Origin of the sequence: Crinalium epipsammum PCC 9333 (assembly GCF_000317495.1) — a bacterium.
In the GTDB taxonomy this organism is placed as follows: Bacteria; Cyanobacteriota; Cyanobacteriia; order Cyanobacteriales; family PCC-9333; genus Crinalium; species Crinalium epipsammum.
Map to the genome: position 1 here is coordinate 3,523,455 of NC_019753.1, position 15,854 is coordinate 3,539,308.

The following is a 15,854-nucleotide window of genomic DNA, read 5'->3' on the forward strand; positions in this document are numbered from 1 at the left end:
ATGGATTTTGTTGGTTTACATATTCACAGTGATTACAGCTTGCTTGATGGTGCTAGTCAACTAGACGCGCTAGTAGATAAAGCTAAAGAATTAGGGATGGAGGCGATCGCACTCACAGATCACGGCGTGATGTATGGCGCTGTAGAGTTAATCAAAATCTGTCGTAACAAAAATGTTAAGGCAATTATTGGAAATGAAATGTATGTGATTAACGGCGATATTGAAGAGAAAAAACGCTGTAAAAAATATCATCAAGTCGTTTTAGCAAAAAATACTCAAGGTTATAAAAATTTAGTTAAGTTAACAACTATTTCTCACCTGAAAGGAATGCAAGGCAAAGGCATCTTTGCGCGTCCTTGTATAAATAAAGAATTACTCAAACAATATCACGAAGGCTTGATTGTCACCAGTGCTTGTTTAGGTGGTGAAATTCCTCAAGCAATTATGCAGGGTAGACTTGATATTGCTCGTCAAGTTGCCCAATGGTATAAAGATGTATTTGGTGATGATTATTATTTAGAAATTCAAGATCACGGATCTCAAGAAGATCGGGTTGTCAATGTTGAAATTGTTAAGATTGCTCAAGAATTAGGCATTAAAATTGTTGCAACTAATGATTCTCATTTTACTTCTTGTTATGACGTAGAAGCGCATGATGCCTTATTGTGCATTCAAACAGGCAAATTAATAGTTGATGATAAGCGAATGCGCTATAGCGGAACTGAGTATCTCAAGTCCGCAGAACAAATGGCGCGACTGTTTCAGGATCATTTACCAGATGATGTAATTAAAGAAGCGATCACCAACACTGTAGAAGTTGCTAAGAAAGTAAAACCATACGACATTTTCGACGAACCTCGCCTTCCTGACTATCCCATTCCCCCAGATCATACCGCCGATACTTATGTAGAAAAAATTGCCAGAGAAGGACTACAAGAACGCTTTGATGCTAGAACTTATACAGAACTAGATCCCATCTATCGGGAACGTCTCGAATACGAACTAAAAATGCTTCAGCGTATGGGTTTTTCCACCTACTTTTTAGTAGTTTGGGACTATATTAAGTATGCCAGAGATAATAATATTCCCGTAGGACCAGGAAGAGGTAGTGCTGCTGGTTCTTTAGTTGCATACGCCCTGAGAATTACTAATATCGATCCAGTTCATCATGGTTTACTATTTGAGCGGTTTTTGAACCCGGAACGGAAATCAATGCCAGATATTGATACAGATTTCTGTATTGAAAGACGAGACGACGTAATTAAATACGTTACCGAAAAATATGGTACAGAAAGAGTTGCCCAAATTATTACCTTTAACAGATTAACTTCTAAATCAGTATTAAAAGATGTCGCCAGAGTGTTAAAGATTCCTTATGGGGAATCTGACAAAATGGCGAAGTTAATTCCAGTAGTGCGTGGGAAACCTACTAAGCTAAAAGTAATGATTTCTCAGGAGACACCCGCACCGGAATTTAAAGAAAAATATGACAATGAGGAAATAAAAATTATCAACGATGATGGTTCTGAAAGTGTAGTCAAAGTCCGTGACTGGGTTGATATGGCGATGCGAATTGAAGGTACAAATAAAACCTTTGGCGTACACGCTGCGGGAGTTGTAATTTCTGCTCAACCTTTAGATGAAATTGTACCTTTGCAGAGAAATAATGATGGTTCAGTAATTACTCAGTATTTCATGGAAGATTTGGAATCACTGGGTTTATTAAAAATGGATTTCTTGGGGTTAAGAAATCTAACTATAATTCAAAATACTCTGGATTTAATTAAGCAAAGCAAAGGTCTTTCTATTCACCCTGATGATATCATTGCTGAGGAAAGAAAGTCACATGAAATTTTATCCAAAGGGGACGTTAAAAAACGTACCAAAGATGTTGATACTACTTATAAACTGCTAGAAGCAGGAGATTTAGAAGGAATATTCCAATTAGAATCTTCAGGAATGCTTGATGTAGTAGCAAAATTGAAACCTTCAAGCATAGAAGATATTTCTTCAATTTTAGCCCTTTATCGACCAGGACCTTTAGATGCTGGACTGATTCCTAAATTTATTGACCGTAAGCATGGCAGAGAAGCAATAGCATACGAACATCCAGCATTAGAACCAATTTTACAAGAAACTTATGCCGTACTTGTCTATCAAGAGCAAATTATGAAAATTGCTCAAGATTTAGCTGGTTATTCTTTAGGTCAAGCTGACTTATTGAGGCGGGCGATGGGTAAGAAAAAAGCCTCGGAAATGCAGAAGCAAAGGGAAACATTTCTTGAAGGTGCTGCTAAGAATGGAGTTCAATCAGAAATTGCTGAAGATTTATTTGAGCAAATGGTGAAATTTGCGGAATATTGCTTTAATAAATCCCATTCCACAGCTTATGCTTATGTAACGTATCAAACTGCATTTTTAAAAGCTAATTATAAAGTTGAATACATGGCGGCGCTACTAACAGCTAATAGTGGCGATCAAGATAAGGTAGCGAAATATCTTAATAACTGTGAAAAAACGTTAAGTATTAAGATTGAACCGCCGGATATTAATCGCTCTGAAGTAAATTTTACGCCGAGCAATGGAAATATTTTGTTTGGACTATCGGCAGTAAAAAGTGTGGGAGAAGCAGCAATTCAAAATATTTTAGATGCTCGAAAAGAGGGAGAATTTAAATCTTTAGCAGATTTGTGCGATCGCGTTAATCTTTCCGCCGTCAAAAGCTCGACTTTAGAAGCTTTGATTAAATGTGGCGCTTTCGATAAAATTAATAAGAATAGGCAACAATTAATTGAAGATTTAAAATTGATTATTCCTTGGGCGCAAGGTCGAGCGAAAGACAAAGAAATTGGACAAGGAAATCTTTTTGATTTATTCGGTTTAAGCACAACTGATAATGGCTTTGAATCTGCACCAACAGCCAAACCAATAGAAGATTTTTCCCAAAAAGAAAAATTGCAGTTTGAGCAAGAACTGCTCGGCTTTTATGTCTCAGAGCATCCCCTCAAAGATGCAATCAACATTGCTAAAAGTCGTGGAATTACCCCAATTAATCTCAGCGAATTAGGGCAGAATTTAAGAAATAAAAATCTTAATGTGGTTGTCATCCTCGCAGAAATTAAACAAGTGGTGACGAAAAAAGATAATCGCCCGATGGCTATCCTAAAACTCTCAGATATTGAAGGTCAACAAGCTCCTGCTGTAGTATTTTCCGATACTTATGAAAAAATCAAAGATTTGCTGGTAGCAAATACTCCGCTACTACTGAAGGGTAAAGCAAGTAAGCGAGATGAGGAAATTCAGTTAATTGTTGAAGAAGCTAAATCTATTGATGAGTTAGTAAAAGAGCCTTCACAAAACCCCCATCCTTCAATGAATGAATTTGAATCAGAGTTTGAAACTGATTATTTTGTGATGATACAAATAGCCCCACAGCGAGTTGAGAATAAAGAATATATAGAGAAATTACAAGCCATTTTAAAAGAATCTTCAGGCGAACAATTAACTGCCAAAGTTCCAGTTTTAGGCATGGTAATTAATCAAGATACTCGACGGTTTGTTCGCTTTGGAAATCAATTTTGGGTGCAAGATAAAGAAGGTGCTTTAGAAAGACTAAAAACTGCTGGTTTTATGGCGGAACTGAAAACAAACAAAGTAATAGCCGTCAGCAATTTTTAATAAGTAAAGATACTTATTCCTATAGTAGTAAGTATCTTTACCCAAATATATATTACAAAAGTTAGATGATTTGAGGTGGCTAAACAACTATGTTAAGATTTATCAATTCACGAGGAGAGCTTCAATATGTCTGTAGATCCCTCAGATCCCCTCATTGCCCATAATTGGCAAAATTTAGTGCAAGTTCTTTCACTGCTACTATTTGGTAGTACGGTCTTTTTGCTAGGTTTTCTCTGCCGTAAACTAGAAAGAGCTTTGTTTTTTACTTTGTTGACTAGCTCGGTAATATTTTTACTATTTGTTATTACCTGACAGATTGAGTTGATGAATCTCATAATGTCAACATAATTTCAGTTAAAATTGCTATCTTTTTAACCCCTTACCTTGATAACGGCAGGGGCAATAGTAGTGGATTTTTCAATTTACTCAACCTACTTGATCTAACTTAAATATTAGTATTATTAGGATTTTTATAACCAAGAAACTCAGATTTTAAATCTTCTAATTCAAGATCAACCTGACTTTTAGACTTAGCAGGGCTAGGAGTAGCAGGTTTGGGAGAAGCTGATGGTTGATTTTTATTAGTTGCTGGTGGAGAGTTAAGAAATTGAGATGAAATTTCTGCTAATTCATCATCAATTGAGCTTTTTGCTTTAGAAGCTGGTTTAAAGACTTGCGGATTAGGTTGTGGTGAAGGAGGTTTTGGCGTTGGCGCTACTGGTAGAGGGTTTACTTGAACGTTTTGTATTTTGTTAAAATCTTTTAGAACTTCATCGACTGATTGATAACGACGGCTGGGAACACTTTCCAGCATTTTATTTAAAATTTTACCTAAGTCAGGATTAACATTTGATGTTAAGTATTGCTGCCACACCCAAGCATCTTCGTTAATGTCATATAAATCAAAGGGAGAAATTTGGGTTAATAAATGAATACAGGTAGCGCCTAAACTATAAATATCACTAGCAAAAATAGCTTGCCCTCTTACTTGTTCTGGTGCGACATATTCAGGGCTGCCAATACTTGTTCCCTGTTGATACAAAGAAGTATTAGTAACAATTTTTGATGCCCCAAAATCAACTAAAAATAATTTGCGATCGCTCTTGTTTCTAATAATATTTTCTGGCTTAATATCTCGGTGAATTACTTGCCGTTGATGAACAAATTGTAGTACTTGCAATAAATCATTTAATAGTTGCCTAATCTGCGCTTCATTAAACGCACCATTTTCAGCTAGTTCTTCAGCTAAATTCTGCCCATCAATAAACTGTTGCACCAAATACTGTCGGTCATCTTGAGTAAAATATGCCAACAGTTCAGGAATTTGGGGATGTCTACCTAATTCGTCTAAGCGTACTGCTTCTTGATTAAATAACTCAGTTGCCTTCTGGACAGTGCTGGTTCCTTGGGCTTGCGGGTAAAATTGCTTAATTACACAAGGCGGTTTTGAAGGTTTATCTTCATCTACAGCTAAAAAAGTTCTCCCAAAACCACCTTGTCCAATAGGTTTAATAGCGCGGTATCGTTCTCTAAGTAATAACTTAAAACCACAACTGAGACAAAACTTAGTATTTTGAGGATTTTGTGGTGTTGGGCAGTTGGGATTTAGACAATACATCATACATCCTTGATTTTTTGTAGAGAAGCTTGCCTACTTTGAATTATTGCCTGCCGAAAGCCTAACACAACTAAAATATTTGAGAGTGTTAAGAAAAATTCAGCGCCACCATGTAGCCAATCTATATTGGCTAAAGATTCACCATAAGCAACTTTAGCGTAAATCCCTGCGGGAATGGTAACGCCAACAAAAACTAAAGTCATGTAAAACCCAATCAACGCTAAACGAGGCATTTGCTTAGATTGAGTGATAAACCACAGAAATCCTAAATAAGGAAACAGGGAGATAACAAACAAACTTTCTTTGGGAATCATTACTTAATTATTACTGATTAGTAGCTAAACAAAATTCAACTGATGAACCTACCCCCCTTCTTAACACCAAAGAGGAATTAATTCTTACATCTGTGTGCATCTGTGTTTATCTGTCTTTCATCTGTGGTTAATTAACCCAACTTTAACGAAGGCGACGAAATCTATTCATCACTCCTGACTTAACTAGCCAACTTCGATGAACGCCAAATCCACCAACCAGCAATGCAAAGGGTGAAGTTACCCACAACAGTCATACTAGCTTGGAGTGTAACCAGCCACTCTAAACCAGGAAAATTATCAAAGAAGTGCCAAGTGCAAGCACACATGGCGCTAACCAAGGCTGGTAACATAGCGAAAGATAAAGCCCTCCATGAGCGATTATTGCTAACTTCGCCATAAGTCCAGATTAACCAGATAGCGGCAATCCACTCGATAACGCTAGATACATGAATAATCCAAGTAGGTATTGAAAGAGCGTGCATAAGAACAATTAACAATTATCAATTAACAATTATCAATTAACAATGACTCATTACCAGCGTGATATTTAAGTTAATTTTTACGCACATACTTAAGTGATAACTGATTATTGATCCTAGAGTGAAAGCTGGTACATTGGAAAAATGGGACAGATTAAAGCAGGTTTGTGCGGGTATTACGGCAAAGGAAACGGTGGCGATGAAGCTTTGCTGGCATCGGTGCTGCAAATGTTACCTGAGAATGTAACTCCTTTAGTTCTTTCTGGGAACCCCAAAGAAACACGCGATCGCTATCAAGTAGAATCGTGCGATCGCATGGATGCTATGCAAGTTTGGCAAGCATTACGTTCCTGTGATGCCTTAATTATGGGTGGCGGTAGTTTAATGCAAGATGCTACCAGTCTGCGTAACCCCATCTACTACGGTGGATTGATGGGAATAGCGGAGCGACTAGGATTAAAAACGATTGCATTAGCGCAGGGTATTGGTCCCTTGAATAGCCCTATAACTAATTGGGTAGCAAAACGGGCATTTGGCGGATGTACAGCGATTACAGTACGCGATCGCGCCTCAGCTTTCTTGTTACAAGAATGGGGAATTTCTTGTATGATGGCTCCCGATCCTGTGTGGAATTTAGAACCAAGTCCGGTAGAAAATCTTTGGGACATACCTGCACCTAGAGTAGCGGTAGCACTGCGATCGCATCCTCAACTAACTCCAGAACGCATAGACTGCTTAACTCGTGCTTTAGTTGACTTTCAAACAGCTACACAAACAACTATATTACTTGTACCTTTCCAACCTGCAAGCGATCTCGCCCTTGCTCAATCAATTCAAACTCAACTTCGTGGTGCTAATCACATTTTTTGCTTGGAAGATCCGAGAAAATTAAAAGGATTGTTTCAAGGTGTAGAAATGACTATCGGGATGCGCTATCACGCTTTAATTATGGCAGCAGCCCATGAATGTAAGTGTTTTGCCATTAGTTACGATCCTAAAGTTAGTCAACTTATGGCAGAAATAAATATGCCAGGATGGGAGTTAGAGCAAATACCTCACGATCCCAATGAGATTACTCAAGTTTGGCTAGAACATTATGCTAATGGCGATCCACTCAATACTGCTCAAATTCAGGCATTAATAGATCGCTCATTGATTCATCGAGATTTATTAGTAGCAGCGTTAAGTAAATAGTTTTGGGATGTGAAGCATATCCTATTAGTTGTTAGTGTTTAGTGGTGACTAAATTAAAAGCTATGAGTAAAGCTGATACTTCAAATAACTATTCCTTACCTGAAATTGATGCTCTGATTGATCAAAGCGATCAACAATCTATGCCAGCAGAGGAAACTGATTGGTTAACCGTAATTAAAAATTTACGCCAACGCAATCGCGCTTTAATCAAGCAGGTGAGTGAGTTGGAGCCAGCCTTAAGAGATTACCAAGAAGCCATTCAAAAGCAGCAAGCGCGATCGCAAGCACAAGAAACACTGCTAGTCCAACAAAAAGAAGTACTCGATGCCTCAGAACAGCAGGTAAGTCGCTTATTCCATGAACTAGAATCATCTCATAAAGTTGCTCAACGCCAGCAAGTTTTAATTGAAACTCTATCCCACCAATTAGAAAGCAGCCAACAACGATTAGCTGATTTAGAGAGAGAATCTACCCTCACTCATGAGCGTTATCAAGAGCAGTCTAACAGGTTATCTCAATCAGAAAACTTGTGCCAAGAACTCCACATTCGCCTACAACGACAACAGCGCCAAACTCTGCAATTTAAACTAGCTTTAGAAAAGTGTCTGGAAGTACCAGCACCAAGTTATGACTCTCAAGCTGAACCAGGCAATTCTGAGTCACGTGAGCGACATCTCAAAACGGTTTTGGCAGCACAATCTTTAATTCCCAAGGTGGAACCGATTAAAACGTGGTCAGCACAACAAGATGCCTTTGAAGAAAACACTAATATTAATACTGATAATTTTAACTTAGCCCAAGAGCAGGTTAATCCGGCTAAAACTGAGTTCGAGCAGTTAATTAATATTAACGATCATTCTGAAGCCCAACAGCAGGTTAATCCACATACAAAACATCCACAGAATTTAACTGATATTAACTCTATTAGTTTTCAGTTAGCTAATTCACAGCCTACATCCATAATTGAGTCAGATTCGCATAACTTTGAATTACCAGATCCTCAAATTACACTATCCACAGCAGATTCGGAAGACTTCAACTATGAATATTCTGAAGAAATTTCCTCGTCAATAGGTGAAGGACAACAACCTGAGTTAGTTACAAATTCCCCAGTTGTTGAGCCTGAATTTAAGCAAAATTTACTCGAACAAATGCCAGAGTTAGCATCAGTTTATGCTTTATTAGATGCTTTGGATGATGATGATGATACCTTACCTAATCCGGATCAAAATTATGAAGTAGTTTTAAATCAAAGCAACTCGGAACCTGTTCCTATGCAAGAGGTGGAACCAGCACCAAACGTTGAGGAAATGGCGCAGGAGGTAGCAACATACAGGGATAATGCGATAGCGCAAGCGCTGACTTGTCAGTTCGCAGATATGAATGCTACCGAGCCACCCTTACCTACGGAGCCGATTTTACCTCAACCTGAATCGTCATCAAAATTTGCTACTCCTGAACCAATCGTCAATCAAGAGCCAATGCTACCTCAACCCAATTGGCCATCACCAGTAATTTATCCCCAACGTCCTGCTAAAAAACTGAAGTCGTTGGCAGCAATTGATTTGCCAAAATTTCCACGTCGCGAGCAGTGAGAGGGGGGAGGAGAGAGGAGAGAGGAATAATAAAACTCCCTGTTATAGCAACCGCATCTAGCACCGCTTGGCATTAAATTTATTGCTTTTGATCGGTAAGATTGCCTGTAAAAAAGTGGAAAAATTCAAGAAATTTCTCCCTCTGCCCCTCTGCCCCTCTGCTCCCCTGCCCTCCCAATTTTCTTTGACGATAATGAAACAGCCCTGGAGGAATCTAGATTTTAGGCTTTCGGTGTGTAATTTCTAAGTTAATTAATTTCATTTATTGGCTGTCCTGCCTCAGTAAGTTTGCCCTTACTTTGAAGCAATTCCCGATTTTTTGGTTTTAATTGTTCACCATGAAATTTCTGAGGACGACCCATACCAGCAGTAATGGCATAACTTAGTGTCAACAACCATAGCCACAGACGAGGTAAGCGATTTTCTAAATGTGGCTGTAACATCATAACCAATGCAGGAAACCAAGCTGCTAGTAGCCAACTAACCAGCGAACTACGAGCAAACTCAAAATAACTTCCTAACCAACGTAGTATGTCTTGATAACCAGCGAGTTCCCAAATCCAAGGTAACAACGCTGGGTTTTTACTGGCTGCTTTAAGTGCAAGTCGATTAAATGTTAACCAATCAAATCGATCTTTAATAAATGTGTCTGCCACTGCGGGTGGTTCGCCAGCTAATAACCCAAAAAAGGTATTTAGCATGGAATTAATGCGCTGTGGTGGTAAATTACTGCCTGTGGGAACCATCATGCCTTTGGAAAATAGCCAAGTGACTGAGATGTTGCTTTGGTAGGCACGAATTTGATTTAAGGATTTAGCGTCTAAAAGGTCGTGCTTTAGGGCTGTATTTAAGAGATTTGTTAAGCGCGGCAGGTTGCGTACTAGGGAACCAAAGCCAGTGAAGACTAGAGGAGATTGCAAGGATGCAGCATCACCAATGGCAATTATGCGGTCAAAGGCAACAGTGCGATCGCTACTTCCTACACTAAAATGACCTGGAATATAGCCGAATGTTGGCTTCTTCCAAATTAGTTTATCCATGTCGCAACGGCGATACTCTGGCAGAATTGTAAAAAAATCTTCATACATTTCTAGCAACGAGCCAGGGTTATCTGGGTGTACTTGATGGTAATGGAATAAATAAACGGTGATTTCTTCACCCGCACCAGGAAATAACTCCCAAATTAATTGACGACCCCGTGAAATATCCCCGTGACTGTTGAGGACATCGCCATAATCAGCATCCCAAACTTCAGGATCAAACCCACTTGCGATCGCAGCGCCCACAGTCGGGCAGACACTATCAAAAGCACGTCCCCCATTTAATTGCCATGCTATAGGTGACGCAGTTCCCATTGCATCTATCAATAACCGTCCACTTACTTGTTTTTCTGCTTCGGTTGGCAAGTGCTTTACTTGCAGTACAACTTGCGATCGCTCCACATCAGCCCGAATAAACTCCGTCTCATCCCAAATCTCACCACCCGCATTGCGTAGCTTTTCCCCACACATCCGCAACAGTTTCTCAGAATCCAACGCGATATTTAATACCGTCGGAGTATACAAAATTTGCGATCTTAAATGTTTAGGGTTATTACCATCAAAAAACTTATTAAATCCGTCTACATATTCCCGTGCAATCAAGCTTTCAACTTCTGCTGCTGTAAATAAGCCCAAATCTATTAAACTTTGAAACTCTTGACGAGAAATATTCCACTCTCGATTCATCCGTCCAAAGGGTAGCCTTTCAAGCAGTAATACTCGATAACCCAACTGCGCCATTACTGCCGCATGAATTACACCCAACGCACCACCAATATAAATTAAGTCGTAATTAGGCATTGGTGATTGGTCATGGGTGATTGGTGATTGGGAATCAGCCCCAGTCCCCTGTCCTTTAAACACAACTTGTTGAGGCTGCTGCGGATTGCGAATACTGTCCCGCCAGCGTTTTTCCCACCAGTAAACGCGCTTCAGGTCATACTCGCCGTTAGGCATTTTCTGGAAGTATTTAACTGTGAGGGGATACTGGGAAGCCAAAGCCTCAAATATAGATTGTTGCGATAAATTAACCTCCGGTGGTTCTGGATATTGGTTAGGAAACTGCTTTCTAATTTCCGTAGTCAAATGTTGCAGAACTTTTTTCTCGCTAGATATTGCAGTCGTGCGATCGCGAAAAGCTTTTAGGTAAGTAGTGCGCTGCACCGACCAAACAAACACTGAAATATCCGCAATATCACCCATGTCAGGCGTATAGCTCTGTGCTAACTTCAACTTGATGCCATCAGGGGTAAGGGTTTTTTCGCCGAATTCTGGTATCCAGTGTTGTTGTAACCAAGTGCGGACAGCATCTAGATCAGGGGTAGGAACTTCTAAATACAGAATTTCTTTCATGTTAGTGATTCTCAACTTTGATTAAGTACGGCACAAGACTGAGTTGACAAGGATAGAAAGTACGCTAAAATCCCTGATACAGATTCTGAGAAAACATTAAAAAACTTTACATTTCTCTCATTTTGTTAAATTATTTGATGCTTTTGTTAATACGCCATGAATTATCCCATCCCAGCTAACCATCAAGAAATTGTCGCCCTGCGAAATAAACCTGTAGATGAGGACTTAATTGCCGCAGCTATCGCAGGAGTTATTACTATTGCCCGTTCCGAAGGTCAAACCTTAGATGATATAACTGCACAAGTATTAGCTGACGATCACCTTCTGGATCAGTCGCAAAGACGTTGGTTAAGTGATATCGTTGCTGAAGCTTGGGCGACTTTCTAAAACCTATTAACTGTCAGATTATGCGTCAGCTATTCCAGCAAATGATTTCCGCGATGCCACTGTGGGTGCGATCGCTCTTTACACGCGCCACATCTTTACAACTATTGCCAATACTTGTAACAATTCGTATCGGTGGGCTAGTACTTGCGGGTCTTGCGATGTGGGGATTTGCTGAGATTGCTGATCAAGTTTTGGAGCAAGAAAGTCACTCAATGGATACAGCAATTTTACTGCTCCTGAAAAGCTGGCATACACCATTTTTAGAGCGGGTAATGCTGTCTTTCACTTTTGTTGGAGAGCCGTCCTCCCTATTAGTCGTATCTGTACTCATCGGAATTTGGTTACTAATTGAGCGTCGTTACAAAGAAGCAACTACTATCGTGATCGCAGCAGCAGGTGGTGGTGCTTTAAATTATTGGCTCAAAGAATTGTTTGCGCGATCGCGCCCTCAACTATGGGAACGAGTCGTTGATGTTCAGCATTACAGCTTCCCAAGCGGTCATGCGATGGTGTCAATGGTAGTTTATGGAATAATTGGTTACTTACTCAGTACTCACTTTCCCCGTTGGAGTGGCTTAATTATTAGCTCGACACTTTTATTAGTTGTAGGTATTGGCTTCAGTCGGCTGTATTTCGGTGTTCACTGGCCAACTGACGTAATCGCTGGATTTGCGGCTGGATTAGTCTGGTTAATTGCTTGTATTTTGAGTTTAGAAATTTGGCACGAATTCCGCGATGAGCAAAGCCGTTTAAAGGATAAATCTCTCTTGCCAAGTTCGCCAGCCGAAACTCTCTTGTAGATAGTTATATCAGCTAACAGGTGTAGCAAAAATTTCAAGTTCCCAACTTCATTTGTCGGGTAATTGATAATTGTTAATTGATAATTGTTAATTGATTCATGCAAAACACCCGTTTAAATAACCTTGTAGATGTCATCCTGGGGCAGTTGAGGCTATGGTTAAGTAACCCTTGGAGGCGGCTGTCATTAATTGTAATTAGCTTGTTGTTAGGGATATTTTTGGGAACTGCTATCCCTACCACTTCAGGACAAACGGCTGAATGGGATGTAGTTAGTGCTGGGGTTTTAGTTATATTTACGGAAGCTGTTAGTAGATTTGTATACGGAAGAAACAGGCGACCACCAGCCAATGAGGAAGCTTTATCTAGGGGATTATTTGTAGCAGAATTATTAAATTCTTTTAAAATTGGTTTGATTTATAGTCTGTTTGTGGAGGCTTTCAAACTAGGATCTTAACAATTAACAATTAACAATTAACAATTAACAATTACTATTAAAAAAACTAAATGAACTTAATTGACCTTTTAGAAGATTTAGCAGTAGGGAAAAAGGTTGCTACACCTGCATATCAACAACTAACAACGGAAGTGTTAGCAGATGAATTACGCGCCAAAGCGTTTGGAATTACAATTGCACAGGTAGAAGAAGTAATCAAAGAAAGATCAAGCTTATTCCCAATTATATACCCTGAAGTTCTCCAGTTTTGTCACAATATTGGTTTTGAACAATCCAGCGACGTTCTACTAACTCTTTGGAATTTGTGGCTACCATTAGCAATAAATTTAGCAGCAAATCGGCAACAACTAGAACGCCCTCTAATTCAGGGAATTGTTGGTGGACAAGGAACAGGCAAAAGTACACTAGCAGCCATCCTAAAAATAATTCTTAAGCATCTGGGATACCACGCTGTTTCTATTTCCTTAGATGATCTTTATAAAACATACGCTGAACGACTGCTATTAATAGAACAAGACCCCCGCTTAATTTGGCGTGGTCCACCAGGAACCCATGATTTACAGTTAGGCTTAAGTGTATTAGAGCAATTGCGAGAAGCTGATCAGCAGAGTAATATTTTAATTCCTCGCTTTGATAAGTCAGCAAAAAAAGGTGCAGGCGATCGCACTCAACCCGAATTAATCCAAGCTGTAGATATCGTACTATTTGAAGGGTGGTTTGTTGGTATCCGACCAATTACACCTACTGCCTTTGAGCATCAAACAGCGTCATTTGTCACCGAAACCGATAAGTTGTTTGCCCGTGATATGAATGCGCGCTTGAGCGAGTATTTACCTTTGTGGCAACTATTAGATCGCTTAATATTGTTATATCCAGTTGATTATCACTTATCTCAAGAGTGGCGATTACAGGCAGAACACCAAATGATTGCTGCTGGTAAATCGGGAATGACCGACTCACAAATAAAGGAGTTTGTCAACTATTTTTGGAAATCACTTCACCCAGAATTATTTATAAAACCTTTAATTACTCATCCTAGCTACGTGGATTTAGTAATTGAAATTAACGCCGATCAATCTATTGGTGCTGTTTATCGACCATGTGATCGCCTACCATAAACAAAGTAGAGACGCGAAATTTCGCGTCTCTACTGATAGCTGACTGGTACATAAGGAGGACAAGTGTTTTCAGGGCTGAAAAAAATCAGCGCTCGTCAAAGAAAAATATTGGAAGTGGTACTCCGCAACGGTTGGGGTTTTATGCGAGGACTACTACTCGGCACAAAAGCTGAAAAACCCTCACTGCCACCACCCCAAGTATTGAAAAATATCTTAGTAGAGCTAGGTCCTGTCTATATTAAACTTGGGCAACTGCTAAGTACTCGACCAGACTTATTACCCCCGCCTTATATTGAAGCCTTAATAACTTTACAAGATGAAGTTCCGCCTGTTGCTTGGGAAGCAATAGAAACGGTTATCACTTCCCAGTTACGAAAACCCATTGCAGAAATTTTTGCAATTATTCATCCAAAAGCAGTAGCGGCTGGCTCTATTGCTCAAACTCATCGTGCCACACTACTTGATGGGCGTGAAGCCGCACTCAAAATTCAACGCCCTGGAATTGACAGAACTATAGAGCAAGATATTAGAGTGTTACGTGGATTAGCTAGGTTAGTTAATCGTACAGAAGTTGGTCGCTACTACAATTTAGTCTCGATAGTAGACGAATTCGCCGTAACATTGCGGGCTGAACTCAATTTTACTCAAGAAGCTAGTTATACCGATTTGTTGCGGGGTAATCTTTCTAAAAGTTATTGGTTTGATCCTCAAAAGCTAACTTTGCCAGAAATTTACTGGGATTTAACCACTGAAAAATTAATGGTGATGCAGTGGTTAGAGGGAGTTCCACTGTTAAATGCTAATTTTAGTGGTGTAAAATACGGTGGTAATGCTAACGCTGAACGTAGAGCGATCGCAGAGTTACTAATTAGAGCTTATTTCCAGCAATTCTATATTGACGGCGTTTTTCATGCCGACCCCCACCCAGGCAATTTATTTTATCTAGAATCAGGGCAAGTTGCCTTACTTGATTGTGGCATGATGGGTCGTCTCGATCCTCGCACTCAACAGATTTTAATCGAATTTCTGTTAGCGATCGCAAATTTGGATGGTAAGCGGTGCAGTCAATTAACCCTAGAACTTGCCGAATCGACAAACCCTGTAAATCTTTCTTATCTGGAAAATGACTTTGATCGCTTATTGCGGCGTTACTACAACTTAAGCATCGCAGAAATTAACTTTAGTCAAGTAATTTTTGAAGTTCTGCAAACCGCCCGCAAGCATAAAATTCGTCTTCCTAGCAACATGGGCTTATACTCCAAAACTATCGCCAACTTGGAAGGAGTAGCTCGTCAACTCGATCCCGAATTTAACTTGATTGAGCAAATTAAGCCGATGATGGCAGATTTATTCCGCCAAAGATTAGTCGGACAAGCGCCTCTACAAGACCTTCTCAGAGCAGCTTTAGATATTAAAGCTCTAACATTAGAAGCTCCTCGTCAACTTGAGACCTTATTAGATCGAGTCACTTCTGAAACCTTACAATGGAATGTTGCGGTGCGAGGGCTAGAACCCTTTCGCCGCAGCATTGATGCAATCGGAAATCGTCTCACTTTTGCTATTGTGACAGCAGCTATAATTATTGGTGCTGCAATGATTTTTTCCCGTGACCCTGGTAATCCCATTTTATTTTGGGTAAGCGGGAGTTTATTTGTAGTCGCAAGCATTATTGGGCTATGGTTAATTTTTAGTATGATTCGCAGTGGCAGAGTTAAGTAACTTCTTGGCATTCAGCAGTCAGTAATATATAAGTAAATATAATAACTTACTTATATATTGCTCAATAAAGCTTCTGAAACCTAAAAAATACCCGCGAAAGCTGA

Annotated in this window: 13 protein-coding genes; 9 read left to right on the forward strand and 4 right to left on the reverse strand. The window is 39.6% G+C overall.

The annotated features are described in order from the left end of the window. Together CRI9333_RS15375 and CRI9333_RS15380 are read left to right on the forward strand one after the other, a co-directional pair. Complete coding sequence (locus CRI9333_RS15375; protein WP_015204089.1) at window positions 1-3,678, forward strand: DNA polymerase III subunit alpha; 3,678 nt, start codon at window positions 1-3, stop codon at window positions 3,676-3,678. A 126-nt stretch (window positions 3,679-3,804) separates the two neighbouring features. Continuing rightward, window positions 3,805-3,990, forward strand: a complete 186-nt coding sequence (locus CRI9333_RS15380; protein ID WP_015204090.1) for a hypothetical protein — start codon at window positions 3,805-3,807, stop codon at window positions 3,988-3,990. A gap of 133 nt (window positions 3,991-4,123) precedes the next feature. On the opposite strand, the gene CRI9333_RS15385 is transcribed toward CRI9333_RS15380, so the two are convergent. The 3 genes from CRI9333_RS15385 to CRI9333_RS15395 form a co-directional block, all read right to left on the reverse strand. Further along, window positions 4,124-5,299, reverse strand: a complete 1,176-nt coding sequence (locus CRI9333_RS15385) for a serine/threonine-protein kinase (RefSeq protein WP_041226075.1) — start codon at window positions 5,297-5,299, stop codon at window positions 4,124-4,126. Beyond that, complete coding sequence (locus tag CRI9333_RS15390) at window positions 5,296-5,610, reverse strand: DUF3593 domain-containing protein (protein WP_015204092.1); 315 nt, start codon at window positions 5,608-5,610, stop codon at window positions 5,296-5,298. Before CRI9333_RS15390 ends, CRI9333_RS15385 begins: the two co-directional genes overlap by 4 nt. A 179-nt stretch (window positions 5,611-5,789) precedes the next feature. Continuing rightward, window positions 5,790-6,092, reverse strand: a complete 303-nt coding sequence (locus tag CRI9333_RS15395; RefSeq protein ID WP_015204093.1) for a DUF2499 domain-containing protein — start codon at window positions 6,090-6,092, stop codon at window positions 5,790-5,792. Window positions 6,093-6,233: 141 nt separating this feature from the next. On the opposite strand from CRI9333_RS15395, the gene csaB reads away from it, so the two are divergent. Together csaB and CRI9333_RS15405 are read left to right on the forward strand one after the other, a co-directional pair. Further along, window positions 6,234-7,283, forward strand: a complete 1,050-nt coding sequence (csaB, locus tag CRI9333_RS15400) for a polysaccharide pyruvyl transferase CsaB (RefSeq protein WP_015204094.1) — start codon at window positions 6,234-6,236, stop codon at window positions 7,281-7,283. Window positions 7,284-7,345: 62 nt separating this feature from the next. Beyond that, window positions 7,346-8,878 carry a hypothetical protein gene (locus CRI9333_RS15405; RefSeq protein ID WP_015204095.1) on the forward strand — a complete coding sequence of 511 codons (1,533 nt, stop codon included), beginning with the start codon at window positions 7,346-7,348 and terminating at the stop codon, window positions 8,876-8,878. 248 nt (window positions 8,879-9,126) lie between these two features. Here CRI9333_RS15405 and CRI9333_RS15410 read toward each other — a convergent pair whose 3' ends face one another. Continuing rightward, on the reverse strand, window positions 9,127-11,271 hold the full coding sequence (locus tag CRI9333_RS15410) for an NAD(P)/FAD-dependent oxidoreductase (protein WP_015204096.1): 2,145 nt from the start codon (window positions 11,269-11,271) through the stop codon (window positions 9,127-9,129). 156 nt (window positions 11,272-11,427) lie between these two features. Between CRI9333_RS15410 and CRI9333_RS15415 the strand changes: the two genes are divergently transcribed. From CRI9333_RS15415 to CRI9333_RS15435, 5 genes are all read left to right on the forward strand, one after another. Beyond that, entirely contained in the window at window positions 11,428-11,658 is a 231-nt protein-coding gene (locus tag CRI9333_RS15415; RefSeq protein ID WP_015204097.1) for a hypothetical protein, read from the forward strand. 20 nt (window positions 11,659-11,678) lie between these two features. Beyond that, a complete protein-coding gene (locus tag CRI9333_RS15420) occupies window positions 11,679-12,458 on the forward strand; it encodes a phosphatase PAP2 family protein (RefSeq protein WP_015204098.1) in 780 nt (259 codons plus the stop codon). A gap of 98 nt (window positions 12,459-12,556) precedes the next feature. After that, a complete protein-coding gene (locus CRI9333_RS15425) occupies window positions 12,557-12,913 on the forward strand; it encodes a DUF565 domain-containing protein (protein ID WP_015204099.1) in 357 nt (118 codons plus the stop codon). 50 nt (window positions 12,914-12,963) lie between these two features. Next, window positions 12,964-14,031 (forward strand): glycerate kinase, encoded by a 1,068-nt coding sequence (locus tag CRI9333_RS15430; protein WP_015204100.1) that lies wholly within the window; start codon window positions 12,964-12,966, stop codon window positions 14,029-14,031. A 63-nt stretch (window positions 14,032-14,094) separates the two neighbouring features. Continuing rightward, window positions 14,095-15,750 carry an ABC1 kinase family protein gene (locus CRI9333_RS15435; RefSeq protein ID WP_015204101.1) on the forward strand — a complete coding sequence of 552 codons (1,656 nt, stop codon included), beginning with the start codon at window positions 14,095-14,097 and terminating at the stop codon, window positions 15,748-15,750. The last annotated feature ends 104 nt before the right edge of the window (window positions 15,751-15,854 follow it).